Origin of the sequence: Paracidovorax anthurii (assembly GCF_003269065.1) — a bacterium.
GTDB lineage: Bacteria > Pseudomonadota > Gammaproteobacteria > Burkholderiales > Burkholderiaceae_C > Paracidovorax > Paracidovorax anthurii.
Genome location: NZ_QLTA01000067.1, coordinates 1 through 24,700, shown reverse-complemented (window position 1 = coordinate 24,700; position 24,700 = coordinate 1). Strand labels below are relative to the sequence as shown.

Annotated in this window: 23 protein-coding genes and 3 pseudogenes; 14 read left to right on the top strand and 12 right to left on the bottom strand. The window is 71.0% G+C overall.

Annotation, left to right across the window (positions count from 1 at the left end; translation table 11 throughout):
• From AX018_RS22175 to AX018_RS22165, 3 genes and pseudogenes are all read left to right on the top strand, one after another.
• On the top strand, positions 1–409 hold a 409-nt coding region (locus AX018_RS22175; RefSeq protein ID WP_146749401.1), incomplete at its 5' end, for a transposase.
• A 166-nt stretch (positions 410–575) separates the two neighbouring features.
• A pseudogene (locus AX018_RS22170) lies at positions 576–1,777 on the top strand (IS3 family transposase).
• A gap of 35 nt (positions 1,778–1,812) precedes the next feature.
• Positions 1,813–2,410, top strand: a pseudogene (locus AX018_RS22165) (tyrosine-type recombinase/integrase); the annotation flags it as partial.
• A 21-nt stretch (positions 2,411–2,431) separates the two neighbouring features.
• Here the strand turns inward: AX018_RS22165 and ureG are convergent.
• The 9 genes from ureG to AX018_RS22120 form a co-directional block, all read right to left on the bottom strand.
• The gene (gene ureG, locus AX018_RS22160; protein ID WP_111881974.1) at positions 2,432–3,097 is read right to left on the bottom strand and encodes an urease accessory protein UreG; all 666 of its coding nucleotides are present in this window, start codon (positions 3,095–3,097) and stop codon (positions 2,432–2,434) included.
• Positions 3,094–3,804: an urease accessory protein UreF gene (locus AX018_RS22155; RefSeq protein WP_111881982.1), complete on the bottom strand. Its 711-nt coding sequence runs from the start codon at positions 3,802–3,804 to the stop codon at positions 3,094–3,096. The genes ureG and AX018_RS22155 overlap by 4 nt, the downstream gene beginning before the upstream one ends.
• A 7-nt stretch (positions 3,805–3,811) precedes the next feature.
• A complete protein-coding gene (gene ureE, locus AX018_RS22150) occupies positions 3,812–4,357 on the bottom strand; it encodes an urease accessory protein UreE (RefSeq protein ID WP_111881980.1) in 546 nt (181 codons plus the stop codon).
• A gap of 72 nt (positions 4,358–4,429) precedes the next feature.
• A complete protein-coding gene (locus AX018_RS22145; RefSeq protein ID WP_111881972.1) occupies positions 4,430–4,927 on the bottom strand; it encodes a GNAT family N-acetyltransferase in 498 nt (165 codons plus the stop codon).
• A 4-nt stretch (positions 4,928–4,931) separates the two neighbouring features.
• On the bottom strand, positions 4,932–6,650 hold the full coding sequence (gene ureC, locus AX018_RS22140; protein WP_111881969.1) for an urease subunit alpha: 1,719 nt from the start codon (positions 6,648–6,650) through the stop codon (positions 4,932–4,934).
• Positions 6,651–6,700: 50 nt separating this feature from the next.
• Positions 6,701–7,378, bottom strand: a complete 678-nt coding sequence (locus AX018_RS22135; RefSeq protein ID WP_111881966.1) for a LysE family transporter — start codon at positions 7,376–7,378, stop codon at positions 6,701–6,703.
• Positions 7,375–7,716, bottom strand: a complete 342-nt coding sequence (locus AX018_RS22130) for an urease subunit beta (protein ID WP_111881964.1) — start codon at positions 7,714–7,716, stop codon at positions 7,375–7,377. Before AX018_RS22130 ends, AX018_RS22135 begins: the two co-directional genes overlap by 4 nt.
• A 24-nt stretch (positions 7,717–7,740) precedes the next feature.
• Positions 7,741–8,337: a HupE/UreJ family protein gene (locus AX018_RS22125; protein ID WP_111881961.1), complete on the bottom strand. Its 597-nt coding sequence runs from the start codon at positions 8,335–8,337 to the stop codon at positions 7,741–7,743.
• A 65-nt stretch (positions 8,338–8,402) separates the two neighbouring features.
• Positions 8,403–8,705, bottom strand: coding sequence for an urease subunit gamma (locus AX018_RS22120; RefSeq protein ID WP_111881959.1), 303 nt, complete (start codon positions 8,703–8,705; stop codon positions 8,403–8,405).
• 132 nt (positions 8,706–8,837) lie between these two features.
• Here AX018_RS22120 and AX018_RS22115 point away from each other — a divergent pair, with 132 nt between their 5' ends.
• Both AX018_RS22115 and AX018_RS22110 read left to right on the top strand, forming a co-directional pair.
• Positions 8,838–12,395 carry an ATP-binding protein gene (locus AX018_RS22115; RefSeq protein ID WP_111881956.1) on the top strand — a complete coding sequence of 1,186 codons (3,558 nt, stop codon included), beginning with the start codon at positions 8,838–8,840 and terminating at the stop codon, positions 12,393–12,395.
• Entirely contained in the window at positions 12,392–13,432 is a 1,041-nt protein-coding gene (locus AX018_RS22110; protein ID WP_111881953.1) for a response regulator transcription factor, read from the top strand. Before AX018_RS22115 ends, AX018_RS22110 begins: the two co-directional genes overlap by 4 nt.
• 135 nt (positions 13,433–13,567) lie before the next feature.
• On the opposite strand, the gene AX018_RS22105 is transcribed toward AX018_RS22110, so the two are convergent.
• Both AX018_RS22105 and AX018_RS22100 read right to left on the bottom strand, forming a co-directional pair.
• Positions 13,568–14,263: a DUF3334 family protein gene (locus tag AX018_RS22105; RefSeq protein ID WP_111881950.1), complete on the bottom strand. Its 696-nt coding sequence runs from the start codon at positions 14,261–14,263 to the stop codon at positions 13,568–13,570.
• A gap of 117 nt (positions 14,264–14,380) precedes the next feature.
• Entirely contained in the window at positions 14,381–15,061 is a 681-nt protein-coding gene (locus AX018_RS22100) for a GntR family transcriptional regulator (RefSeq protein ID WP_111881947.1), read from the bottom strand.
• Positions 15,062–15,567: 506 nt separating this feature from the next.
• Here AX018_RS22100 and AX018_RS22095 point away from each other — a divergent pair.
• From AX018_RS22095 to AX018_RS22075, 5 genes are read left to right on the top strand one after another with little or no spacing between them, the layout of a single operon-like run.
• Entirely contained in the window at positions 15,568–16,299 is a 732-nt protein-coding gene (locus tag AX018_RS22095; RefSeq protein WP_111881945.1) for a DUF969 domain-containing protein, read from the top strand.
• Positions 16,300–16,301: 2 nt separating this feature from the next.
• Positions 16,302–17,258 (top strand): DUF979 domain-containing protein, encoded by a 957-nt coding sequence (locus AX018_RS22090; RefSeq protein ID WP_111881942.1) that lies wholly within the window; start codon positions 16,302–16,304, stop codon positions 17,256–17,258.
• Positions 17,259–17,310: 52 nt separating this feature from the next.
• Positions 17,311–18,105 (top strand): LamB/YcsF family protein, encoded by a 795-nt coding sequence (locus AX018_RS22085; RefSeq protein WP_111881939.1) that lies wholly within the window; start codon positions 17,311–17,313, stop codon positions 18,103–18,105.
• A gap of 2 nt (positions 18,106–18,107) precedes the next feature.
• On the top strand, positions 18,108–19,739 hold the full coding sequence (locus AX018_RS22080; RefSeq protein WP_111881977.1) for a 5-oxoprolinase subunit B/C family protein: 1,632 nt from the start codon (positions 18,108–18,110) through the stop codon (positions 19,737–19,739).
• Between the two features lie 33 nt (positions 19,740–19,772).
• Entirely contained in the window at positions 19,773–21,518 is a 1,746-nt protein-coding gene (locus AX018_RS22075) for an acetyl/propionyl/methylcrotonyl-CoA carboxylase subunit alpha (protein ID WP_111881936.1), read from the top strand.
• A 19-nt stretch (positions 21,519–21,537) separates the two neighbouring features.
• Here the strand turns inward: AX018_RS22075 and AX018_RS22070 are convergent, their stop codons facing one another.
• Positions 21,538–22,284, bottom strand: coding sequence for a 16S rRNA pseudouridine(516) synthase (locus tag AX018_RS22070; protein WP_111881933.1), 747 nt, complete (start codon positions 22,282–22,284; stop codon positions 21,538–21,540).
• 325 nt (positions 22,285–22,609) lie between these two features.
• Between AX018_RS22070 and AX018_RS22065 the strand changes: the two genes are divergently transcribed.
• The 4 genes and pseudogenes from AX018_RS22065 to AX018_RS22050 form a co-directional block, all read left to right on the top strand.
• Positions 22,610–23,167: a cytochrome b gene (locus tag AX018_RS22065; protein ID WP_111881930.1), complete on the top strand. Its 558-nt coding sequence runs from the start codon at positions 22,610–22,612 to the stop codon at positions 23,165–23,167.
• A 74-nt stretch (positions 23,168–23,241) separates the two neighbouring features.
• Positions 23,242–23,817 (top strand): YceI family protein, encoded by a 576-nt coding sequence (locus AX018_RS22060; RefSeq protein ID WP_111881928.1) that lies wholly within the window; start codon positions 23,242–23,244, stop codon positions 23,815–23,817.
• Positions 23,818–23,895: 78 nt separating this feature from the next.
• Positions 23,896–24,474 carry a YceI family protein gene (locus AX018_RS22055; protein WP_111881926.1) on the top strand — a complete coding sequence of 193 codons (579 nt, stop codon included), beginning with the start codon at positions 23,896–23,898 and terminating at the stop codon, positions 24,472–24,474.
• 122 nt (positions 24,475–24,596) lie between these two features.
• A pseudogene (locus AX018_RS22050) lies at positions 24,597–24,700 on the top strand (IS5/IS1182 family transposase); the annotation flags it as partial.

The following is a 24,700-nucleotide window of genomic DNA, read 5'->3' as shown; positions in this document are numbered from 1 at the left end:
GCACCACTTCGATGAGGTGCTGGACATGCACAACACCGGGCGGGCGGTGCATGCGGACAAGGCCTACCCGAGCCGCCAGAGGCAGCAGATGCTGCAAGTGCTGGGCTTGGTGGACGCGATGCAGCGCCGTGCGCGCCCGGGCAAGCCCTTGAGCGAGTGCCAGAACAAGCGCAACCGGCGCATTGCCAAGAAGCGGGCCAAGGTCGAACATGTGTTCGCCGGCATCCGCCACCTGGGGGGCAAGTTCGTGCGCACGATCGGGCAGGCGCGTGCCACGGCGGCCATGACGATGATGGCGGCCTGCTACAACATGAAGCGCCTGGCTTCATTCCTAGAGCGGGGGGTGGATGCGTTCTTCAAGCCTGCGACCATCAAGGCACAGGTGCGCCCGCAAATGGCAAAAGCCTGAGCCATCAGGGGCTGCGAGGCCCCGAGGTACGGGCTGCCGCCCGCCAGCAGGGCCTCATCACGGATTCAAAAGGACGGGCATCTGACCGTCCGCATCCACATCGATGCTCAGCACAGGTTGTAAGAGGTTCCCCCAAGCCCGGAGAATGCCGGGACGGGAGCATGAATTGAACGAGAAGCAAACGAGAGCGAAGTACACGCAGGAGTTCAAGCAGGAGGCAGTGCGACAGGTGAAGGCCGGGCGCTCTGCGTCGGTCGTGGCTGCAACGTTGGGCATGCCCAAGGCGAGCTTGACGAACTGGGTCAGGGCCGAGGCCAGGTGCCAGGTGACTGCAGTGCCCGAAGGCAAGACAGCAGCGCCAGCGATCACGCCCGAGCAGGCGGAGATTGCGCGGTTGAGGGCGCAGGTGGCCAGGCTGACGATGGAGCGCGACATAGCAAAAAAAGCCGCGGCGTACTTTGCGCAGGACGTGCTGCAAGGTACGCCTGGATTCAATCGATGAAGGGACGCTGGCCGATCGTGCTGATGTGCGAGGCCCTGCAGGTCAGTGCCAGCGGGTACTACCACTGGAATGCATCGACACGCAGCAGTGAAGAAGGCCGGCGCAGGCTGCACAGCGATGAAGCTTTGTTGGCCCACATCCGAGCGATCCACAGGCAACTGCGCGGAGAGTACGGCTGGCCCCGCATGTACCGCGAACTGCGGGCCCGCGGCCTGCGGGTGGGCAAGGAGCGGGTGCGCCGATTGATGCAGCGCCATGGCATCCGTGCCAAGGGCAAGCACAAGTTCGTGGTGACCACCGACAGCGCGCATCGCTTGCCGGTGGCTCCGGACCTGGTGCAGCGCCGCTTCACGCCGGCTACGCCCAATGCGCTGTGGAGCGGCGACATCACGTACATCGCCACCGACGAAGGCTGGCTGTATCTGGCGGCCGTGCTGGACCTGCACAGCCGCCAGGTGGTGGGCTGGAGCCTGCAGGCGCACATGCAGACGGCGCTGGTCAAGGATGCTCTGCAGATGGCTTGCTTTCGGCGCAGGCCGCCGGCCGGTCTGATCTTTCACAGCGACAGGGGCAGCCAGTATTGCAGCCAGGACTTTTAGGGCACGCTGGCCGCCTGGGGCATGCGCAGTTCGATGTCGCGCAAGGGCAATTGCTGGGACAACGCTCCCATGGAGAGCTTGTGAGGGCGGCTGAAGACGGCCTGCGTCCATGGTCAACGGTTTGCCACGCGCGAGCAGGCACGCCAGGCGATCATGGATTGGATCGCCTTCTACAACCACTCGCGGCTACATTCGGCGCTGGGCTATCTCAGTCCCATGCAGTTCGAGCAACGCTGGTTGGCGGCGCAGCGTAAATCTGCCGCTTGATGATCGGGCTACGCACTACGGTTTTCAGGGGCAAGGTCACCCTGGCGATGGTGCGCAAGGTGCTTGAGCCGATCTGGGCCAGCAAGACAGAGACGGCCACTCGCTTGCGCGGTCGCATCGAATCGAATCGATCATCGACTGGGCCATTGCACGGGGCTACCGTACCGACTCCAATCCTGCGCGCTGGAAGGGGCTACTCGACAAGCTGCTGCCTGCGCCGGGCAAGGTGACCAAGACCACGCATTTTCAGGCGCTGCCCTATGTGCAGTTGCCACCATTCATGGAGCAGTTGCAGACCCAGGAAGGGATGGGTGGCAAGGCCCTGCTGTTCCTGATCCTGACGGCAGCCCGCTCCGGAGAAGTTCGCGGCGCCACCTGGGAAGAGGTCGATCTGGCTGCGCGGGTGTGGACGATCCCCGCCGAACGCATGAAGGCCAGCAAGGCCCATCGGGTGCCGCTGTCAGCGGTACTGCGCCGATGGAAGCTGGAGGCGGTACCCCATGGGTTCCGATCCATGTTCCGCGACTGGTGCGCGGAGCAGACCGACTACCCGAACGAGGTCGCGGAAATGGCGCTGGCCCATATACGGTCAGCAACAAGGTGGAGGCGGCGTACCGGCGCGGTGACCTCCTGGCTACGATGCCGCGGGGCCCTTCAGCGGGCCGGTGCCGGCTGGAGCAGGCCCTTGCGCTCGATGAAGGCCACGACCTCGGGCAGGCCCTGCAGGGTTTTCAGGTTGGTCATCACGAAGGGCTTGTCGCCGCGCATGCGGCGGGTGTCGGATTCCATGACGTCGAGGTTGGCGCCGACGTGCGGTGCCAGGTCGGTCTTGTTGATGACGAAGAGGTCGCTCTTGGTGATGCCGGGGCCGCCCTTGCGGGGGATTTTCTCGCCGGCGGCGACGTCGATCACGTAGAGGGTGAGGTCGCTCAGCTCGGGGCTGAAGGTGGCGGCGAGGTTGTCGCCGCCGCTCTCCACGAAGACCACGTCGGCATCCGGGTACTGGGCCAGCATGCGGTCGATGGCTTCGAGGTTGATGGAGCAGTCCTCGCGGATGGCGGTGTGGGGGCAGCCGCCGGTTTCCACGCCCATGATGCGCTCGGCGGGCAGGGCGCCGCTGACGGTGAGCAGGCGCTGGTCTTCCTTGGTGTAGATGTCGTTGGTGATGGCGACGAGGTCGTATTTCTCGCGCATAGCCTTGCAGAGCATCTCCAGGATGGTGGTCTTGCCGGAGCCGACGGGGCCGCCGATGCCCACGCGCAGCGGGGGCAGGGGCTTGGTGCGGTTCGGGATGTGGTGCAGCGCGGTGGTCGTGTTCATGATCGGAAGAGTCGGGAGTACTGGGTTTCGTGCTGGGCCGAGAGCACGGCCAGCATGGGGGAGAAGGCCTGGCGGTCGCCGTCGCTCAATTGCATGGCATGGGCTGCGGCGCCGGGGATGGCGGCGGCGAGCCGCGCGAGGATGCGCTGGCCCGCGTTCTGGCCCAGAGGCACGGCCTTGAGGGCGGCCTGGACCATGTTCTCGGCCCAGCCGAAGGCGCAGGCGAGCAGCACGTCTTCGGCGCGGGCCTGGGTGCGCGCGGCGGCGAGCGCGAAGGCCACGGGGTAGGTGGGAGGCAGGGCGGCGAGGCAGGCCACGTCGCGCAGGGCGTCGGGGTCGCCGGCGCGCTGGTTGCGCAGCCAGTCGGCGAGGGAGCGGCCCATCTGCTCGGTCTGCAGCCGCAGCTCGCTGGTCTCGCGGGTGTGCAGCACCCAGTCGTTGAGGGCGCGCACGCGCGCGGCATCGCCCGCGCGCCAGGCGGCCAGGGCCTGGTGGACGATGGCGAGGTCGCCGCGCGCCTGGGCGATGTGCAGTTGCTCCAGCAGCCAGTCCGCCGCCGCCGCCTCGGTGGTGACGCCCGCGCGTTCGACGGCGATCTCCAGCCCCTCGGAGTACGAGAAGCCGCCCACGGGCAGCGCGGGCGAGGCCAGCCAGATGAGCTGCAGCAGGCTGGCGGCGGGCAGGGCGGGAGGTGCGTCGTGCGCCATCGCGCCCTCAGTGGTGGTGGGGATGGGCGTGATCGTGGGTGTGATCGTGCGCGTGGTCGCCGTGGTCGTGGCGATGTCCGTGCCCGTGGCCATGCCCCGCCGCCGCGTAGGCGCCGCCCTCGGGCTCGAAGGGGGCCTGCTGCTCGTTCACGATGAGGTGCATGGCGCGCAGCATGTCGGCCAGCACGTGGTCGGGCTCGATCTGCAGGTAGGCGGGCGTGAGTTCGATGGGCACGTGGCGGTTGCCCAGGTGGTAGGCGGCGCGCGTGAGGTCGAAGGGCGTGCCGTGGTGGCCGCAGTGCGTGATGCGCAGCACGGGCTGGGGCGCGGCGACCACGCGGACCATGCTGCCGTCCTCGGCCACGAGCACGTCGCCGCCGCGCACCACGGTGCCGCGGGGCAGGAAGACGCCCAGTTCGCGCCCCGTGGAGTCGGTGGCGGCGAAGCGGCTTTTCTGGCGCACGTCCCAGTCGAGTTCGACGGTGGCGGCACGCTTCAGGAGCACGGGGGCAAGGCCGTGGCCCTGGGGGATGAGTTTGTTGGCGGTCAGCATGTCGGGGTTCTGGGCGGCGAAGGCGCCATTGTCCGGCCTGTGGCGTCGGGGGGACCGGCCGGAGGGCATCAGTCAGAGGGCGCGTGTCATGAAATGGCTGGCCGGATCGATCTTGTAGCCGCCGAACGGCGCGCAATCCTCGAAGCCGTGCCGCGCATAGAGCGCGCGGGCCGGCGCGAAGAAGGGCTGGCTGCCCGTTTCCAGGCTGATGCGCGTGTGGCCTCCGCCCCGGGCCTCGGCCAGGACGTGGGCCAGCATGCGGGCCGCGATGCCCTGGCCGCGCAGGCTGGCGGCCGTGCGCATCGACTTGAGTTCCGCATGGCCCGCGTCCAGCCGCTTGAGCGCGGCGGTGCCGGCCAGGCTCTCGCCGGCCGGCGTGTCCAGCCAGGCGCTCCAGAAGCGGATCTCCGGGCGGCGCAGGCCGTCCAGGTCGAGCGCATGCACGCTCTCGGGCGGCGAGATGCGGCGCATGTCGGCCAGGTGCTCCTGGAGGAAGGCGGCGATGCGCGGGTCGCCGAGGTCGTCCAGGCGGATGCGCAGGGCCGCCGCCGTGCGGGGTGGATGGTCCATCGGATCAGAAGAGGAAGTAGCGCTGCGCCATGGGCAGCCGCGTGGCGGGCTCGCAGGTGAGCAATTGCCCGTCGGCGCGCACGGTGTAGGTCTGCGCGTCGATCTCCATGCGCGGGGTGTAGGCGTTGTGCACCATGTGCTGCTTGCGCACGCCGCGGATGCCGCGCACGGCGCTGAGCGTCTTGGCGAGGCCGAAGCGCTCGCCCACGCCGGCGGCGAGCGCCGCCTGCGAGACGAAGGTGAGCGACGCGCGCGCCGCCGCGCCGCCGAAGGCGCCGAACATGGGCCGGTAGTGCACGGGCTGGGGCGTGGGGATGGAGGCGTTGGGGTCGCCCATGGCGGCGAGGGCGATGCAGCCGCCCTTGAGCACCAGCGCGGGCTTGACGCCGAAGAAGGCCGGCTTCCAGACCACGATGTCGGCCCACTTGCCCACCTCGATGCTGCCCACGTCGTGGCTGATGCCGTGGGCGATGGCGGGGTTGATGGTGTATTTGGCCACGTAGCGCAGGATGCGCCGGTTGTCGTTGCGCGCGCTGTCTTCCGGCAGGGGGCCGCGCTGCTGCTTCATCTTGTCGGCCGTCTGCCAGGTGCGGATGATGACCTCGCCCACGCGGCCCATGGCCTGGCTGTCGCTGCTCATCATGCTGATGGCGCCCAGGTCGTGCAGGATGTCCTCGGCCGCGATGGTTTCCTTGCGGATGCGGCTCTCGGCGAAGGCGAGGTCTTCGGCGATGGCCGCGTCGAGGTGGTGGCATACCATGAGCATGTCCACGTGCTCGTCGAGCGTGTTGCGCGTGTAGGGCATGGTGGGGTTGGTGGAGGAGGGCAGGAAGTTGTCCTCGCCCACCACGCGCAGGATGTCGGGCGCATGGCCGCCGCCCGCGCCCTCGGTGTGGAAGGCGCAGATGCCCCGGCCCGCCACGGCGGCGATGGTGTTTTCGACGAAGCCGCTCTCGTTGAGCGTGTCGGAGTGGATGGCCACCTGCGTGTCGGTGGCGTCGGCCACGTCCAGGCAGTTGCCGATGGCCGAGGGCGTGGTGCCCCAGTCCTCGTGCAGTTTGAGGCCGATCACGCCGGCCTCGATCTGCTCGTGCAGCGCGGCCGGCAGGCTGGCGTTGCCCTTGCCGAGGAAGCCGAGGTTCATCGGGAAGGCATCGGCCGCCTGCAGCATGCGCTCGATGTGCCAGGGCCCGGGCGTGCAGGTGGTGGCCAGGGTGCCGGTGGCCGGGCCGGTGCCGCCGCCCAGCATGGTGGTGATGCCCGAGGCCAGGGCCTCCTCGATCTGCTGCGGGCAGATGAAGTGGATGTGGCTGTCGATGCCGCCGGCAGTGACGATGTGGCCCTCGCAGCTGATGATCTCGGTGCCGGGGCCGATGACGATTTGAACGCCCGGCTGCGTGTCGGGGTTGCCGGCCTTGCCGATGGCGGCGATGCGGCCGTCCTTCAGGCCGATGTCGGCCTTCACGATGCCCCAGTGGTCGATGACGAGGGCGTTGGTGAGCACCGTGTCCACGGCGCCTTCGAGGCGCGTGCGCTGGCTCTGCGCCATGCCGTCGCGGATGGTCTTGCCGCCGCCGAACTTCACCTCTTCGCCGTAGGCGCCGGCGCGCAGGGTGTAGTCCTGCTCGACCTCGGCGATGAGGCCGGTGTCGGCCAGCCGCACGCGGTCGCCCACGGTGGGGCCGAACATCTCGGCATAGGCGCGTCTGGAAACTGTGGCCATGGGCGGGGTTCTCCGGCTCTCGGGCAATGGATGGGGAAAAAAGGCGGGTGTCAGTCCAGCGGGGCCGCCGGCATGGCGGCCGCGGACGGCGGCGGCTTCGGGGCCGGCCCCTGCAGCAGGTCGCGCAGCGTGCCCAGGGCCAGCGCCAGCAGCAGGGCGGCGCAGAGGCGGTAGGTGAAGCGCGCCCAGCGCGCGCCGGCGCGGCGCAGCAGGCGATCGACCACGGCGGCGCAGACGAAGCACCAGAGGATGGACGAGGCCATGAAGCCGGCGAAGAACACCGCGTAGTCGGCGGGCGTGGGCTGCGCGAGCCCCAGGGCGCCCAGGGCGCTGCCCATGGCGGCCCAGTAGGCCAGGTTCTGCGGGTTGGTGAGCGACAGCAGCATGCCGCTGCGCAGCGCGCGCCGCCGGGAGTCGGCGGGCGCGGCGGTGTCCAGCGCGTGCTCGACGCGCGCGGCGCGCCAGCTCTCGGCGGAGAGCCAGGCCAGGTAGGCCGCGCCCGCGAGGCCTACTGGCCAGCGCAGCGCCTCCACCTGCAGGGCCAGGCCGATGCCCGCCAGCCCCAGCACGGCCCAGGTGGCATCGCCCACGAGCGAGCCGACCTGCACGGCCAGCGCGGGGCGGAAGCCGCCGCGCAGCCCCTGGCGCACGGTTTCGGCGAACACCGCGCCGGGCGCCGCGTTGAAGGCCAGGCCCAGCACGAAGGCGGTGGCGAAGAGCGCCGTCATGCGGCGGCGCCTTCCGCCGGGGCGCCCGGCGCGCCCAGCGGGCCCTGGGTGAGCGCGCGGAAGCCGTACACCACGCGGTCGCCCGCCAGATCGACCAGCTCCACGGTGCGCTGCTGGCCGGGCTCGAAGCGCACGGCGGTGCCGCTCGCGATGTTCAGCCGCATGCCGCGCGCGGCGGCGCGGTCGAAGTCGAGCGCGCCGTTGGTTTCCGCGAAGTGGTAGTGCGAGCCCACCTGGATGGGGCGGTCGGCGGTGTTGCGCACGACCAGCGCGAGCGTGCGGCGGCCCACGTTGAGCGGGTGGTCGCCGTCGTCGATGAGGAGTTCGCCGGGGATCATGGACACGGATCGCTCCCTTCGCCGTCAGGCCATGCGCGCGAGCATCACGGCGCCCAGCAGGGCCGTGCCGCCGCCCGCCACGAGCGAGAGCGCGCGGTGGCGCTGCAGCACCACCCGGCCGAGCGCGATCCCCGCGCCGTGCAGCAGGGCCGTGGCCGCCACCATGCCGGCGAGGGCCAGCCACTGGCCGCCGCCGCCCAGCTCCTGGCCGTGCGCCGCGCCGTGGAAGAAGGCGAACGCGCCCGCGATGGCCGCCGCCAGCGCCACCGGCAGCGCGCGCCGCCAGACGACCAGCAGGCCCACGGCGAGCAGCGATGCCGCGATCATGGGCTCCACCCCCGGCACGGCCAGCCCCGCGAAGCCGGCCACGGCGCCCACGGCCAGCAGCGCCACGAAGGCGGCGGGCGCGAGCCAGACGGGCCGCACGGCCAGCGCGCTCCACACGCCCACGGCCAGCATGGCGGCCAGGTGGTCCAGCCCCGTGAACGGGTGGGTGAAGCCCTGCAGGAAGCCCGCGTGTCCGTGGGCCGTGCCGTCGCCCACGTGGGCGAATGCCAGTGCGGGGGCCAGGGCGAGCAGCACGGCGGCTGCGGCGGAGAGGTGTTTTGCTTCTGTTTTCATAGCAAAGAATGTAGATTTCACGGCGACGTGGACGGGGTTTTGCTCAGGATTGGCGTGTGAGGGGCTCACACGATGGGCTGGTGCACGGTCACGAGCTTGGTGCCGTCGGGGAAGGTGGCCTCGACCTGGATGTCGGGGATCATCTCGGGCACGCCCTCCATCACGTCGTCCCGCGTGAGCACCGCGCGGCCCTCGCTCATGAGCTGGGCCACGGTCTTGCCGTCGCGCGCGCCCTCCATCACGGCCGCGCTGATGAGGGCCACGGATTCGGGGTAGTTCAGCTTGAGCCCGCGCGCCCGGCGCCGCTCGGCGAGCAGGGCGGCGGTGAAGAGGAGGAGCTTGTCTTTTTCGCGGGGGGTGAGTTCCATGGCGCGGCGGGCGGGCGAAGGGGGAGAAGGCCGCATGGTAGTCAGCAAAGCCCATGCCCGTCCATACGCCGTCCGGCGCAGGGCGCGGTCGGGCCGCCGTGGCATGGAACCTGCACCCCGGCCAGGGCCGCCATGCCGCCCGCCCACGCCCCTTCGCCCGCCGCAGACCACCTCGCCGCCGTGCCGCAGCAGGTGGTGAAGGTGCGCCGCGACTACAACAGCTGGGTGGCCACCGAGACCATGGAGGACTACGCGCTGCGCTACACGCCGCGGCGCTTCCGGCGCTGGTCGCCGTTCCGCGTGGCCAACACGGCGTTCGGCGCGGCCTCGTTCCTGGTGCTGGAAGCGGTGGGCGCCACGCTGCTGGTGCAGTACGGCTGGGCCAACGCCTTCTGGGCCATCGTGGCGACGGGGCTCATCATCTTCCTGGCGGGCTGGCCGATCAGCGTGTATGCCGCGCGGCACGGGGTGGACATGGACCTGCTCACGCGCGGCGCGGGCTTCGGCTACATCGGCTCCACGGTCACCTCGCTGATCTACGCCACCTTCACCTTCATCTTCTTCGCGCTGGAGGCCGCCGTCATGGCCTATGCGCTGGAGCTGGCGCTCGACATCCCGCCGCGCTGGGGCTACCTGGTCTGCGCGCTGGTGGTGATCCCGCTGGTCACGCACGGGGTTTCGGCCATCGGCCGGCTGCAGGTGTGGACGCAGCCGCTGTGGCTGGTGATGCTGGTGGTGCCCTTCGTGTTCGTGTGGCTGCGCGATCCTGGTGCGTTCGCGGGGGTGGTGCACTACGGCGGGGAGTCGGGCGCGGGCGCCGGGTTCAGCCTGCCCCTCTTTGGTGCCGCGCTCACCGTGGGCATCGCGCTCATCACCCAGATGGGGGAGCAGGCCGACTACCTGCGCTTCATGCCGCCGCCCGCTGCGGGGCGCCGCTGGGGCTGGCGGCTGGGGGTGCTCGTGGGCGGGCCGGGCTGGGTGGTGCTGGGGGTGCTGAAGATGCTGGGCGGGGCGCTGCTGGCCTATCTGGCGATCACCCACATGGTGCCGGCCGAGCGCGCGGTGGACCCGAACCAGATGTACCTCGCGGCCTATGAATACGTGTTCCCGCACTATGGCTGGGCGGTGGCGGCCACGGCCCTCTTCGTGGTGGTGTCGCAGATCAAGATCAACGTGACCAATGCCTACGCGGGCTCGCTCGCGTGGAGCAATTTCTTCTCGCGCCTCACGCACAGCCACCCGGGGCGCGTGGTGTGGGTGGTGTTCAACACGCTCATCGCCTTCATGCTGATGGAGATGAACGTGTTCACCGCGCTGGGGCAGGTGCTGGGGCTCTACTCCAACATCGCCATCGCCTGGATGATGGCCGTGGTGGCCGATCTGGTGGTGAACAAGCCGCTGGGCCTGTCGCCGCGCGGCATCGAGTTCAAGCGCGCGCACCTCTACGACATCAACCCCGTGGGCGTGGGCGCGATGGCGCTGGCCTCGCTGCTGTCCATCGGCGCGCACCTGGGGCTGTTCGGGCCGCTGGCGCAGGCGTTCTCGGCGGTGATCGCGATGGTGACGGCGTTCGCGGCCGCGCCGCTCATCGCCTGGGCCACGCGCGGGCGCTACTACCTCGCCCGGTCGGGGCCGGAGCCCGCGCCCTGTGGCGGGGGCGGGGGCTGCGCGGGCTGCCAGGCCGATGCCCCGCCCGCCATGCTGCGCTGCGTAATCTGCGAGCGCGAGTACGAGGCGCCCGACATGGCCCACTGCCCCGCCTACCGCGGCGCGATCTGCTCGCTGTGCTGCACGCTGGACGCGCGCTGCGGCGACATGTGCAAGCCCCACGCGCACCTGGCCGTGCAGTGGGCGGCCGCGCTGCGCTGGCTGCTGCCGCGCGGCGCCTGGCGGCTGCTGGACTCGGGGCTGGGGCATTTCCTGCTGCTGATGCTGGTGATCGCGCCGCTGCTGGCGGCGGTGTTCGGCCTGTTCTACCGGCAGGAGCTGCAGGCCCTCTCGCCCTCGGGCGCGGGCGCGGCGGCGCTGCGGTCCGGGCTGCTCAAGGCCTATCTGGCGCTGCTGGTCATCTCGGGCATCGTCGCGTGGTGGCTGGTGCTCGCGCACACCAGCCGCAAGGTGGCGCAGGAGGAATCCAACCGCCAGACGCACCTGCTGCAGCGCGAGATCCACCTGCACCGCCAGACCGACGAGGCGCTGCAGGAGGCGCGGCAGGTGGCCGAGGACGCGCGCGCGCAGGCCGAGCATGCGCGGGCCCTGGCCGAGCAGGCCAACCAGGCCAAGAGCCGCTACATCAGCGCCATCAGCCACGAGCTGCGCACGCCGCTCAACAGCATCCTGGGCTATGCGCAGCTCATGGGCGAGGATGCCTCGGTGCCGCCGCACCGCCAGCAGGCCGTGCGCGTGATCCGGCGCGGCGGCGAGCACCTGCTCTCGCTCATCGAGGGCACGCTGGACATCGCGCGCATCGAGAGCGGCAAGCTCACGCTGCAGGCGCGGCCGATGCGCTTCGCCGATCTGGTGCGCGAGCTGTGCGACATGTTCGAGCCGCAGGCCCGCGCCAAGGGGCTCGGCTTTAAGGCCGACGTGCAGGGCGTGCTGCCCGAATGGGTGCGCGCCGACGAGCAGCGCGTGCGCCAGATCCTCATCAACCTGCTGGGCAACGCCGTCAAGTTCACCGCCACCGGCCACGTGCGCCTGGGCGTGCGCCATGCGCGCGAGCTGGCGGTGATCGAGGTGGAGGACAGCGGCCCGGGCCTCACCGAGGCCGAGCGCGCGAGCATCTTCGAGCCCTTCGCGCGCGGCGCGGCCAGCCACGCGGGCGGCGCGCCCGGCGCGGGCCTGGGCCTCACCATCGCCAAGATGCTCACCGGCCTCATGGGCGGCGACCTGGAGGTGTGCAGCACGCCCGGGGCGGGCGCGCTGTTCCGCGTGCGGCTCTTCCTGCCCGCGCTGCACCCGGGCGCGGCGGGCGGGGAGGTCGGCGCCGCGCCCCGGCCCGCGCGGCGCGGCTACGCGGGCGCGCGCCGCACGCTGCTGGTGGTGGACAACGAAGAGGCCGACCGCGAGCTGCTGGTGGAGGTGCTCGAACCCCTGGGCTTCGCGCTGCGCACGGCGGCCAGCGGGCACGACGCGCTGGACCTCGTCGCGGCCGGCCTGCGGCCCGACGCGGTGTTCATGGACCTCGCCATGCCCGGCATCGACGGCTGGGAGACCCTGCGCCGGCTGCGCGCGGCCGGCCACGCGGCGACGCCCATGGCCGTGGTCTCGGCCAATGCCTTCGACAAGGGGCTGGAGAACGACGCCGGCATCCGCCCCGAGGATTTCTTCGTCAAGCCCGTGCGCCACAGCGAGCTGCTCGACTGGCTGGAGCGCCGCCTGGGGCTGGAATGGACCGGGGAGGCGGCCCCCGTGCCCTTGCGGGGCGCGCCGGAGGACGGCGCCGCCGCGCCGCACCCGCCCCGTGGCCACGCGCACGGTGCCGATGCCGGCCGGCCCGGCGCGGACCTGCTGGCCCCGCTGGCGCAGGCCGTGGAGCTGGGCTACTACCGCGGCGTGCTGCGGCAGCTCGACGCCATCGAGGCCGCGCGGCCTGCCAGCGCCGCCTGGGTGGGCGAGGCGCGCGCGCTGGCGCGGGCGTTCCGGTTCGAAGCCCTCGCGCGCCTGCTGGAAGCGGAGCAAAGACCATGACCCCGACCCCGACCGATACCCCCCCGGCGGCCATGCCGCTCGACCGCGCGCACTCCGACGTCGTGCTCGTCGTGGACGACGTGCCCGACAACCTCGCCCTGCTGCACGACGCGCTCGACGAGGCCGGCTACACCGTGCTCGTGGCCACCAGCGGCGAGAGCGCGCTGGCGCGCGCCGCCCAGGCCCTGCCCGACGTGGTGCTGCTCGACGCGATGATGCCCGGCATGGACGGCTTCGAGGTGGCGCGGCGCCTCAAGGCCCTGCCGGCCACGGCGCACATCCCCATCGTCTTCATGACCGGCCTCACCGAGACCGAGCACCTGGAGGCCGCGCTGGCCGCCGGCGCGGTGGACTACGTGACCAAGCCCATCAAGCCGCGCGAGGTGCTGGCGCGCATGAACGTGCACCTGCAGGGCGCGCGCCGCGCGCGGCAGGCCCAGAGCCAGGCCGGCCAGGCGCGCAATGCGCTGGACGCCTTCGGCTACGCGAGCATCACCGTGCGCGCGAGCGACGGGCGGCTGATGTGGCAGACCCCGCTTGCGCGCGAGCTGCTGCGCAACTATTTCGGCGCGGGCGAGGCCGCCGCGCCGCCCGCCGTGCTGGCGCCGGCCGCCGTGATCGGCTGGCTGCGCGAGCAACTGCCGCACGTGCCCGACATGGCGGCGCGGCGGATCGAGCCGCCCCGCCTGCAGGTGGAGCAGGGCGCGCGGAGCCTGTCCTTCAGCCTGCACCAGCAGACGGGCGACAGCGAGGGCGGCGGCGACTGGCTGATCGTCATGCGCGAGGTCTCCGGCGCGGCCGTGGTCGAGACCCTGGCGCAGGGCCTGCGGCTCACGGCGCGCGAGGCCGAGGTGCTCTACTGGCTGGCCCAGGGCAAGACCAACCGCGACATCGGCGACATCCTGGGCGCGAGCCCCGCCACGGTGAAGAAGCACCTGGAGCGCGTGTACGTGAAGCTGGGCGTGGAAACCCGCACCGCCGCCGCGGGCATCGCCATGGCGCGCATCCGGCAGGCGCATCCGCAGTTCGGGGGATAGGGCAGGCCGGCAGGTAGGGGCGGGAGCCGCAGGGGTGGAGCCGAGCCACCCCTGCCGGGCATTTCAGGCCGGATGTCGCCGTGTTTATTGGGCTTTCAGCTATCTTTTCAGGAGCGCGGCGATTCCCGCGCCCGCTCACATGCCCAGCGACTTGAGCAGGTCGTCGGTATCGCTGTCGGAGCCGCCCGCCGCCGGGGCCGAGGCCGGGGGCGCGCCCTTGCCGGCCTGGGCGAGGAGGGCGTCGGGGTCGGGGGCTTCCTGGGGCTCGAATTCGTAGAGCTTGATGAACTGGGTGTGGTCGATGGCCAGTTCCAGGTAGAAGATGTGGTTCTTGGCCGTGTAGAAGGTCACGCGGCGGGCTTCGGGCTGGTCGAGGTTGGCGTCCACGCTCAGCATCACCTGCTTGTTCAGCACCAGCATCTTGGGCTGGTTCTGCGTGATGTGCGTCTGCAGCTCGCGGCGCACCTTGCCGGTGAAGTCGCCCACCACCTGGTTCATCAGCTCGCCCATCACGTTGGCCACCTCGTCGGAGGTGTAGGAGGTGGCCAGGTCCTCCTGCGACATGCCCATGCTCAGCAGGTAGGTCTGGTAGATCTCCATCGCTGCCTCTTTGGAGAGGTTGATGATGACCAGCCCCGAGAAGCCGCCGTCGAAGAGCACGAAGCAGCCGATGTCGGGCCGCAGGCAGGTCTTGCTGATGCGCTGCACCATGCCGGAGTAGTGCAGCTGCGTCTGCGTGGCCACGCTCAGCACGCGGGTGACGGAGTTGCACAGGCTGATCAGCAGGTCTTCGGTGCCGTAGACGGCGGCGGTTTTATCGGGCGTGCTCATGGGTGGCGGCGGTCGTGCGCAAGAGGTGGAGGGGCGGGGCGGAAACCCCGGCTGCAGTGTAGCGCGCGGGGCGGGGCGCGAGGCCCGTGGAAGCCCGGCCCCGCGCGGGTGTCCGGGTCAGCGGTCCAGGCCCGCGTCGGAGATGCGGCGCGCGTACACGGCCAGCACGATGCGCTCGGAGTGCACGAGGTATTCGTTGAGCGTGGCCGAGGCCTCCTGGAGCTTGCCGGCCTCGAACAGCTCGACGATCCGCACGTTCATGTCCACGTAGGGCGCGTGCAGGAATTCCGGGTCGTTGAGCAGCCCGAACGCGAGCCGCAGCTCGGCCAGGATGTGCGAGAACATGGTGTTGAGCCGCTCGCTGTCGGCCAGCTCGACCACGGCCATGTGGAACTCCATGTTGGCCGTGCCCACGCCCTGCCAGTCGCCCGCGTCGCGGCAGCGCAGCGCCTGGGCCACGGCCTCGCCCAGGTGCTTCTTGGCCGGGTGGCGCGGATAGGCCTGCGCCAGCGCCTGGCATTCGATGAGCCGGCGCACGCGGTAGATGTCGATGATGGACGCGATGCTCGGCACGGCCACCGACACGCCCCGGTTGGGCTCGTGCTTGATGAGCCCCTCCTGCGTGAGCATGCGGAACACCTCGCGCAGGGTGTTGCGCGAGATCTGCAGGCTCTCGCTCAGGGCCGCCTCCGACAGGCGCTGGCCCGGAGAGAACTCCCCCTTGACGATTTTCTGGCGGATCAGCTCGGCGATGCGCTCGTTGAGCGTCTGGGCGTTGGAGGGGAGGGCGGGTGGCATGCCTGGGCGCCGGGTGGGCGAAAGGGACGAAAGGGTGGGGCGGGCCGTGGCCGCTCGGTACGGACGCGGCGCCGGGAAAAGCGCGTTTTGTAGCAGATTTCCCCCGCCACCCCCCGCGCGCCGGGGGCGGGCCGCCCTGCGCCCAGGCCGGCGGGCGGCCCCCCGCACCCCGCGGCGCGCCCTGTGGAATGCGGCGGAAACCAAGGGTTTACGCGAATCATGCGGCGCACTATCGTTGGGCAAAATTCAACAATCGTGAGACAAGTTGATGAAAATTGTGCATTAGTGGTGCATTAATTGTTCAACAAAGTGTTTTTTAAACAGGGTCAATATGACTTTGTTTGTTCATCGATTGGCATGGAAATTGCGTGCCGGTCTCGCGTTGCCGTCAGCCCGTCCGGCGGGCCGGCGGCACGGGAATGCTTCGGCGGGGGCCGTGGCGCATCGCGGTGTGCGGTGCGCGCGGCGCCTGGCGGGGGCGAGGTCATCAGCACCCAAGGAACCATATGCTCAACACCGTCAACCTGTGGCCGCTCATCGGGGTGGCCATCATCATCGCGGGGTTCGTCCTGCGCTTTAACCCCATGCTGGTCGTGATCGTCACGGCCATCGCCACGGCCTTCGCGGCCGGGTTTCCGATCGACAAGATCCTGGCGACCATCGGCACGGGCTTCATCAAGACGCGCAACCTGCCGCTCATCATCCTGCTGCCGCTCGCGGTGATCGGGCTGCTGGAGCGCCACGGCCTGCGCCAGCACGCGCAGAACTGGATCGGCGGCATCCGCTCGGCCACGGCCGGCCGGCTGCTGATCGTCTACCTGGCCGCGCGCCAGCTCACGGCGGCCATCGGCCTGACCAGCCTGGGCGGCCACCCGCAGATGGTGCGCCCGCTGATCGCCCCCATGGCCGAGGGCGCCACCGAGGCGCGCCACGGCCCGCTGCCCGACCGCGTGCGCCACAAGCTGCGCGCCTTCTCCGCCGCCACCGACAACGTGGGCCTGTTCTTCGGCGAGGACATCTTCGTGGCCTTCGGCGCCATCGTGCTCATGACCACCTTCCTGCGCGAGGCCGGCATCGAGGTCGAGCCGCTGCACGTGGCGCTGTGGGGCATTCCCACCGCCTGCTGCGCCTTCGCGATCCACGCCTGGCGCCTGCGCCGCCTCGACCGCGCCCTGGAGCGCGAGCTGGCCGCCGAGGGCCGCGCCGCCTCTTCTTCTTCCTCCACGCAGGGAGCCTGACCATGACGCTCACGATCCAGCACCTCTACCTCCTGGTGGGCGCCATCCTGGCGATCACCGCGGCGATGACGCTCGCCGACCGCACGCACCCCAAGCGCTATTCGAGCGCGCTGTTCTGGGCGCTCTACGCGCTGGTCTTCCTCATCGGCGACCTGCTGCCGCCCCTCTGGGTGGGCGTGGGCGCCGTGGCCATGGCGCTGATCGCCGGCTTCGGCGGCGTGGGCGCGGGCCGGCACACGCCGCGCAGCGCGGCCGACTACGCGCTCAGCGCCAGGCGGCTGGGCCACAGGCTCTTCATCCCGGCGCTGGCCATCCCGCTGGTGACCATGGTCGGCACGCTGTCGGCCAAGCACCTGTCCCTGGCCGGCGCGCCGCTGCTCGACCCCAAGAACACCACGCTGGTGAGCCTGGGGGTGGGCTGCGTGCTGTCGCTGGCCCTGGCCTGCTGGCTGACGCGCGAGACGCCCGCGCAGGGCATCCGCGAATCGCGCCGCCTCACCGATGCGCTGGGCTGGGCCCTGGTGCTGCCGCAGATGCTGGGCATGCTGGGCCTGGTGTTCTCCGACTCCGGCGTGGGCAAGGCCGTGGCGCACGTGACCACCACCTACATCAACATGGACCTGCGCTTCGTGGCCGTGGCCGTCTACGTGGTGGGCATGGCGCTCTTCACCATCATCATGGGCAACGGCTTCGCGGCCTTCCCGGTGATGACGGGCGGCGTGGGCGTGCCGATCCTGGTGGGCGTCTACCACGGCGACCCGGCCGTGATGGCGGCCATCGGCATGCTCTCGGGCTACTGCGGCACGCTGCTCACGCCCATGGCGGCCAACTTCAACATCGTGCCCGCCGCGCTGCTGGAGCTGCCCGACAAGAACGCCGTGATCCGCGCGCAGGTGCCCACCGCGCTGCTGCTGCTCGCCGCCAACGTGTTCCTGCTGAACTTCCTGATGTTCCGCTGAAGGCCCATCCCGCGATCGCACAGGGGCCCGCGCGGCCCCGGAGGACAAAGCAATGCAAATAGACCTGAACAGCGACCTGGGCGAGAGCCTCGGCGCATGGCGCATGGGCGACGACGCCGCCATGCTGGACATCGTGAGCAGCGCCAACGTGGCCTGCGGCTTCCATGCCGGCGACTCGGTGGGCATCCTGCACACGCTGCGCGGCGCCCGGGCGCGCGGCGTGGTGGTGGGCGCGCACGTGGCCTACCGCGACCTGGTGGGCTTCGGCCGCCGCAACATGGACGTGGAGAGCGCCGAGCTGACGGCCGACGTGATCTACCAGATCGGCGCGCTGCAGGGGCTCGCGCACGCGGCCGGCTGCGCGGTGCGCTACGTGAAGCCGCACGGCGCGCTCTACAACACCATCGCCCAGGACCGCCGGCAGGCCGACGCCGTGATCGAGGCTCTGCTGGCGGTGGACCCGGCCCTGGTGCTGGTGGCGCTGGCGGGCTCGCCGCTCATCGGCTGGGCGCGCGACGCCGGCCTGCGCGTGGTGGCCGAGGCCTTCGCCGACCGCGCCTACACGCCCTCCGGCGCGCTCGTCTCGCGCCGCGAGCGGGGTGCCGTGCTGCATGATGCGCCGATGATCGCCGAGCGCATGCTGAGGCTGGTCTCCGACGGCGTGGTGGAGGCCATCGACGGCAGCATGGTGCGCATCGGGGCCGACTCGATCTGCGTGCACGGCGACAGCCCCGGCGCGGTGGCCATCGCCCGCGAGGTGCGCACGCACCTGGAGGCGGCCGGCGTGAACATCATGTCCTTCGTGGGGGCCGCGCCCCGGGTCGGACTGGAGACCCTGCACCCATGACCCTGCGTTTTCTTCCCGCCAGCCTGGATGCGCTGATCGTCGAGCTGGACGGCCTGGACCCCACCCTGGCGCTGCTGGAATCGCTGCGCCGCGACCCCCTGCCCGGCATCGAGGAGATGGTGCCGGCCGCGCGCACGCTGCTGATCCGCTTCCGCCCCGCCGCGTGCGGCATGGCCGCGCTGGTGAGCGCCATCGCCCGCCGCGACGTGAGCGCGCGCGCCGGGCGCGGCGACACCCTCGTCGAGATCCCCGTGCATTACGACGGCGAGGACCTCGCCGAGGTGGCGCAGAGGCTGGGCATCACGCCCGAGGAGGTGGTGCGCCGCCACACGGGCAGCGAATACACCGTGGCCTTCACGGGCTTCGCGCCGGGCTTCGCCTACCTGACGGGCGGCCACCCGTGCTTCGACGTGCCGCGCCGCGCCACCCCGCGCACCCGCATCCCGGCCGGCGCCGTGGGCCTGGCGGGCACCTTCAGCGGCGTCTATCCCCAGGCCAGCCCCGGCGGCTGGCAGATCATCGGCACCACGCCCCTGGCGATGTGGGACATCGCGCGCGAGGTGCCCGCCCTGCTGCAGCCTGGCCACCGCGTGCGCTTCGTGGACATTGCTACTTTTTTAATAGCGAACAACGAAGCGGACACGCCGACATGGTGGCGAAAAATCACCCAACCCGCCCTGCTGGCCCTCCCTGAGGCCGCCACGCAGCCCCCGAGCGGCCCGGCGCTGCGCGTGGTCTCGGCGGGCCTGCAGACGCTGCTGCAGGACTCGGGGCGCCACGGGTACGCGGGGCAGGGCGTCTCGGCCTCGGGCGCCATGGACCAGGCCGCCTGCAAGGCCGCCAACCGGCTGGTGGGCAACCCCTCCGGCGATGCCTGCCTGGAAACCGTCAACGGCGGCCTGCGGCTGCGCAGCCAGGGCGACACCGTGGTGGCCGTGACCGGCGCGGACGCGCCCCTCGCCGTTACCGCCGCCGGCGGCGCGCGCTGGACCGTGCCGCGCCATGCGCCCGTGGCCCTGGCCGACGGCGACGAGCTGGCCGTGGGCGAGCCGCGCGCCGGCACGCGCAGCTACGTCGCCGTGCGCGGCGGCTTCGCCGTGGAGCCCGTGCTGGGCAGCCGCTCCACCGACACCCTGGCCCGCGTGGGCCCGCCCGCCGTCGCCACCGGCGACGTGCTGGCGGTGCGCGAACCGCGCGGCCTGCCCGTCGTGGGCACCCCGGAGCTGCCCCCCGAGGGCCTGCCCGTGGCCGGCGAGGAGGTGGTGCTCGACGTCGTGCCCGGCCCGCGCACCGACTGGTTCACGCCCGAGTCCGTGGAGCGCCTCGCGGCCCAGCGCTGGCAGGTCACGCCGCAGTCCAACCGCGTGGGCCTGCGGCTCGCGGGCGAAGTGCCCCTGGCGCGCGCCGTGCCGGGCGAGCTGCCCAGCGAGGGCACCGTGGCCGGCGCCCTTCAGGTGCCCCCGAGCGGCCAGCCCGTGCTGTTCCTGGCCGACCACCCGCTCACGGGCGGCTATCCGGTCATCGGTGCCGTCGCGCCCTACCACCTGGACCGGGCGGGGCAGATCCCCGTCAACGCCTGGGTGCGCTTTCGGCTGCTGCACGGGTTCGAGCCGCTGCGGCCCGCCGGGGCCTGACATTTTTTGATCCGTACGCGAAAGCCATCCACCATGAAGAAAGTCCTGATCGCCAACCGTGGCGAGATCGCTGTCCGCATCGTCCGGGCCTGCGCCGACCACGGCCTCGGCTCCGTCGCCGTCTATGCCGATGCCGACATCGACGCGCTGCACGTGCGCATGGCCGACGAGGCCCACGGCCTGGGCGGCGACCGCCCGGCCGACACCTACCTGCACATCGACAAGCTGCTGGCCGTGGCCCGCAAGAGCGGCGCCGACGCCGTGCACCCGGGCTACGGCTTCCTCTCCGAGAACGCGGGCTTCGCGCGCGCCGTCATCGGCGCGGGCCTGACCTGGATCGGCCCACCGCCCGAGGCCATCGAGCGCCTGGGCGACAAGGTGCAGGCGCGCAAGATCGCCCTGCAGGTGGGCGCGCCGCTGGTGCAGGGCACGGCCGACCCGGTGAAGGACGTGTCCGAGGTGCTGGCCTTCGCCGAGCAGCACGGCCTGCCCATCATCATCAAGGCCGCCTTCGGCGGCGGCGGCCGGGGCATGAAGATCGCGTGGCGCCTGGACGAGGTGGAGGACCTCTACGCCTCCGCCGTGCGCGAGGCCACCGCCGCCTTCGGGCGCGGCGAGTGCTTCGTGGAGCAGTTCCTCGACCGCCCGCGCCACATCGAGGCGCAGGTGCTGGCCGACACGCACGGCAACGTCGTGGTGCTGGGCACGCGCGACTGCTCGCTGCAGCGGCGCAACCAGAAACTGGTGGAAGAGGCGCCCGCGCCCTTCCTCTCGCCCGGGCAGCGCGAGCGCATCCACACCGCCGCGCGCGACATCTGCGCCGCCGCCGGCTACACCAACGCCGGCACGGTGGAGTTCCTGCTCTCGGGCTCGGGCGCCATCTCGTTCCTGGAGGTGAACACGCGCCTGCAGGTGGAGCACCCCGTGACCGAGCAGACCACCGGCATCGACCTGGTGGTGGAGCAGTTCCGCATCGCCGAGGGCCTGCCGCTGCGCATCACCGGGACGCCCGAGCCGCTGGGCCACGCGATCGAATTCCGCATCAACGCCGAGGACGTGGGCCGGGGCTTCCTGCCCACGCCCGGCGGCGTGACCGCGTTCGAGCCGCCCTCGGGCCCCGGCGTGCGCATCGACACCGGCGTGCAGGCCGGCTCCATCGTGCCGGGCACCTTCGACTCGCTCATGGCCAAGCTCATCGTCTCCGGTGCCACGCGCGAACAGGCCATCGCCCGCGCGCGCCGCGCGCTGCGCGAGTTCCGCATCGGCGGCGTGGCCTCGGTGCTGCCCTTCCACCGCGCGGTGATGGAGCACGAGGACTTCACCAACGGCGAGGCCCTGCGCGTGCACACGCGCTGGATCGAGACCGACTTCGCCGGCACCCTGGCCGCCGCCGCGCGCGCCGAGCCCCTGCCCGACACCGCGCTGGTGCGCACCGCCATCGAGATCGACGGCCGCCGGGTGTCGCTGGGCCTGCCGGCCCTGCTGCTGCAGGGGCGGCAGTCCGCTGCGGGCGGCGCGCAGCCGCCGGCCCCGGGCGCGCCAGCGGGCGGGGCGGCGGAGGACGGCGCCGTGCCAGCGCCCGTCGCCGGCACCGTGCAGGCCTGGAAGGTGGCCGAGGGCGACACCGTGGCCGAGGGCGAGCTGATCGCCGTCATGGAGGCGATGAAGATGGAGATGCAGGTCACCGCGCCGCGCGCGGGACGCATCGGGGCGCTGGTGGCGGTGGGCAGCTACCAGGCGGCGGGTGCGAGCCTGGCGCGGATCGGCGCGGCGGAGTGATCGCCCCTCCGGGGGAGGTTCAGGCGGGAGACAGCTTCGCCAGGTCTTCCGCCGAGAGCCACCGCCACTGGCCCGGCGCGAGGTCGTCGGGCAGCACCAGCCCGCCGATGCTCACCCGGTGCAGGGCTTCCACGCGGTTGCCCACGGCGGCGACCATCCTCTTCACCTGGTGGTACTTGCCTTCCGTCAGGGTGAGGTCCATGAGCTGCTCGTCGATCAGGGTGCAGGCCGCCGCCCGCACCGGGGCCGGATCGTCGTTCAGGGCCACGCCTTCGAGCAGCCGCGCGATCTGCTGCGGCGTTATCCCGTGCTTGGCATGCACGCGGTACACCTTGGGCACGCTCTTCTTGGGCGAGCTCATGCGGTGGATGAAGTGCCCGTCGTCGCTCAGCAGCAAGAGCCCCGTGGTGTCCTGGTCCAGGCGCCCGATGGCCTGCACGCCCAGCATGCTGCCCGTGCCCGGCCGGGCGCGCAGCGGGTCGGGCAGCAGCGTGTAGATGCTGGGGTGGGCGGAGGGCTTCTGCGAGCACTCCGTGCCCGCGGGCTTGTGCATCATCACGTAGGCGCGGCTGTGGCAGCGCCATTCGGTGCCCTGCACGTAGATCGTCAGGTCGTCGGGGTCCAGCTCCTGGCCGGTGTCCGTGCAGGGGAGGGGCTCCGCGGGGTTGCGGGCATCCCGGAGCTGCACCAGCCCCCGCTGGATGAGGCCGGCGCAGACGCGCCGCGTGCCGAATCCCTGCGAATAAAGAATCTCCTGAAGTCTCATGAATCGAATGCCTGATCGTGGGTCGTCTGGAATGGGCGGCCTGCGCGCCGGGGCACGGCATGGGCCCCGGGCGGGCCGCGCGGGTGGCACACGATACACACTCGGGCCGCCGGCGCCTCTCCTGCGGGGCCGCGCGGCGCGGTCGGCCGGCCGGGGCCGGGGGCCGCCGCCCCTCGGTGGCGCTCCCGTCGAATTCATAAAAATTGAATCACTGCATCAATTTCATTGAAACTTCGCGCAAGATTGGCGCTCTAGACTGCGGCGCAACACCTTTGCTGCGTCGCAGCAACTCGCATCCGAGAACCCCAGAAACGCCCCTCGCCCCATGACCTCGTCCCGACCGGCCCGCTACGGCGCCACCGCCATCGCCCTGCACTGGGTCCTCGGACTGGCCCTGGTGGCCATCTTCGCGCTGGGGCTCTACATGACGAGCCTGCCGTTCTCGCCCCTGCGGCTCAAGTTCTACAACTGGCACAAATGGGCCGGGGTCGCCATCCTGGCGCTCTCCGCGCTGCGGCTGCTCTGGCGCCTCACCCACCGCCCGCCGGAGCTGCCCGACGCCGTGCAGGCCGCCATGCCGCGCTGGCAGCGGATCGCGCACCACGGCACGCACCACCTGCTGTATGCGCTCTTCTTCATCGTGCCGCTGGTGGGCTGGGCCTACAGCTCGGCGGCGGGCTTTCCCGTCGTCTTCCTGGGCATCCTGCCGCTGCCGAGCTTCGTGCCCGTGAGCCCCGAGCTGGCCGAGGCCATCAAGCCCTGGCACGAGATCACCGCCTATGCGCTGGCCGCCCTCGTCGTGCTGCACGTGGCCGCCGCGCTCAAGCACCAGATCATCGACCGCGACGGCCTCATCGCCCGCATGCTGCCCGGCCGGGGCTGAACGCGGCGCGCGGCCGCCCGCCCCTGTCCCTGATCCCTCCCTGTTTTCCTCGATCGATCCGAACGGAGCAACCCATGAAGTTTTCGACGACCCTCGCCGCCGCGGCGCTCGCCTCCACCGCCCTGCTGGCGGGCCTGCCCGCCTTCGCCCAGCAAAAGCTCGTGCCCGAGCAGAGCGAGATCACTTTCGTGAGCAAGCAGATGGGCGTGCCCGTCGAGGGCCGGTTCAAGAAGTTCGATGCCCAGGTGGCGTTCGACCCCGCCAAGCTTGCCACCAGCAAGGTCACCATCACGGTGGACACCGGCAGCGCCACGCTGGGCGTGAAGGAATCCGACGCCGAGATGCCCAAGGCCACGTGGTTCAACGTGCCCAAGTTCCCGCAGGCCGTCTTCCAGTCCACCGCCATCAAGGCGACGGGCGCGGGCAAGTTCGACGTGGCCGGCAAGCTCAGCATCAAGGGCGCGTCGCAGGACGTCACCGTGCCCGTCACGCTCACGCAGAGCGGCGCCACCACCGTCGCCACCGGCAGCTTCGCCATCAAGCGCCTCGCCTTCAAGATCGGCGAGAACGAGTGGGCCGACACCTCCATGGTGGCCGACGAAGTGCAGGTCAAGTTCAAGCTCGCGCTCACCGGCGTGGGCAAGCTGTAAGAACGTGCTCACGACCCCTGCGAGATCGTGAACACGTTCCAAGAACGCGTTCCTTCCTTTTCAACCGGAGATATCGACATGCGTAAATCCCTCTTCGCCCTGGCCGCCGCGGCCACCCTGATCGCCGCCGGCACCGCCCAGGCCCAGCCCGCCACGTACACCGTGGAGCCGACCCATACCTTCGCCACGTTCGAGATCAGCCACTTCGGCGCGAGCGTGAACCGCGGCCGCTTCGACAAGAAGGAAGGCACGATCGAGCTGGACAAGACCGCCAAGACCGGCAAGGTGGACATCACCTTCCAGATCGCCTCCATCAACACCGGCACGCCGCCCTTCGACAAGCACCTGCTGGGCTCCGACATCTTCGACGCCGCCAAGTACCCCACCGCCAAGTTCGTGGGCGACAAGTTCACCTTTGACGGCGACAAGGTCGTCTCGGTGGCCGGCAACCTGACCCTCAAGGGCCAGACGCACCCCGCCGTCTTCAAGGCCAACCAGTTCGCCTGCTACCAGAGCCCGATGCTCAAGCGCGAAGTGTGCGGCGGCGACTTCGAGACCACCATCGACCGCACCCTGTTCGGCCTGGACTACGCCGTGCAGTACGGCGTCCCCAAGAACGTGCGCATCGTGGCGCAGATCGAGGCCGTGAAGCAGTAATCGGCGTCTTCGCGTGTCCAGGCGCCCGCCCGGACGCCTTCCGGGGCCGGCTCCGTGCATCGCACGCAGCCGGCCCCGTGCTTTTTCAGAGCGTGTTTACGATCTCCCCCGACAATCCTGGGGTGAAAAGAAAGCCATACCCAAGCGACATCAGTAGAGAGAAGTTTGCCGAGATCGAGCCGCTGCTGCGCAGCGTTCGGCGCAGCACCAAACCGATCAAGCTGGA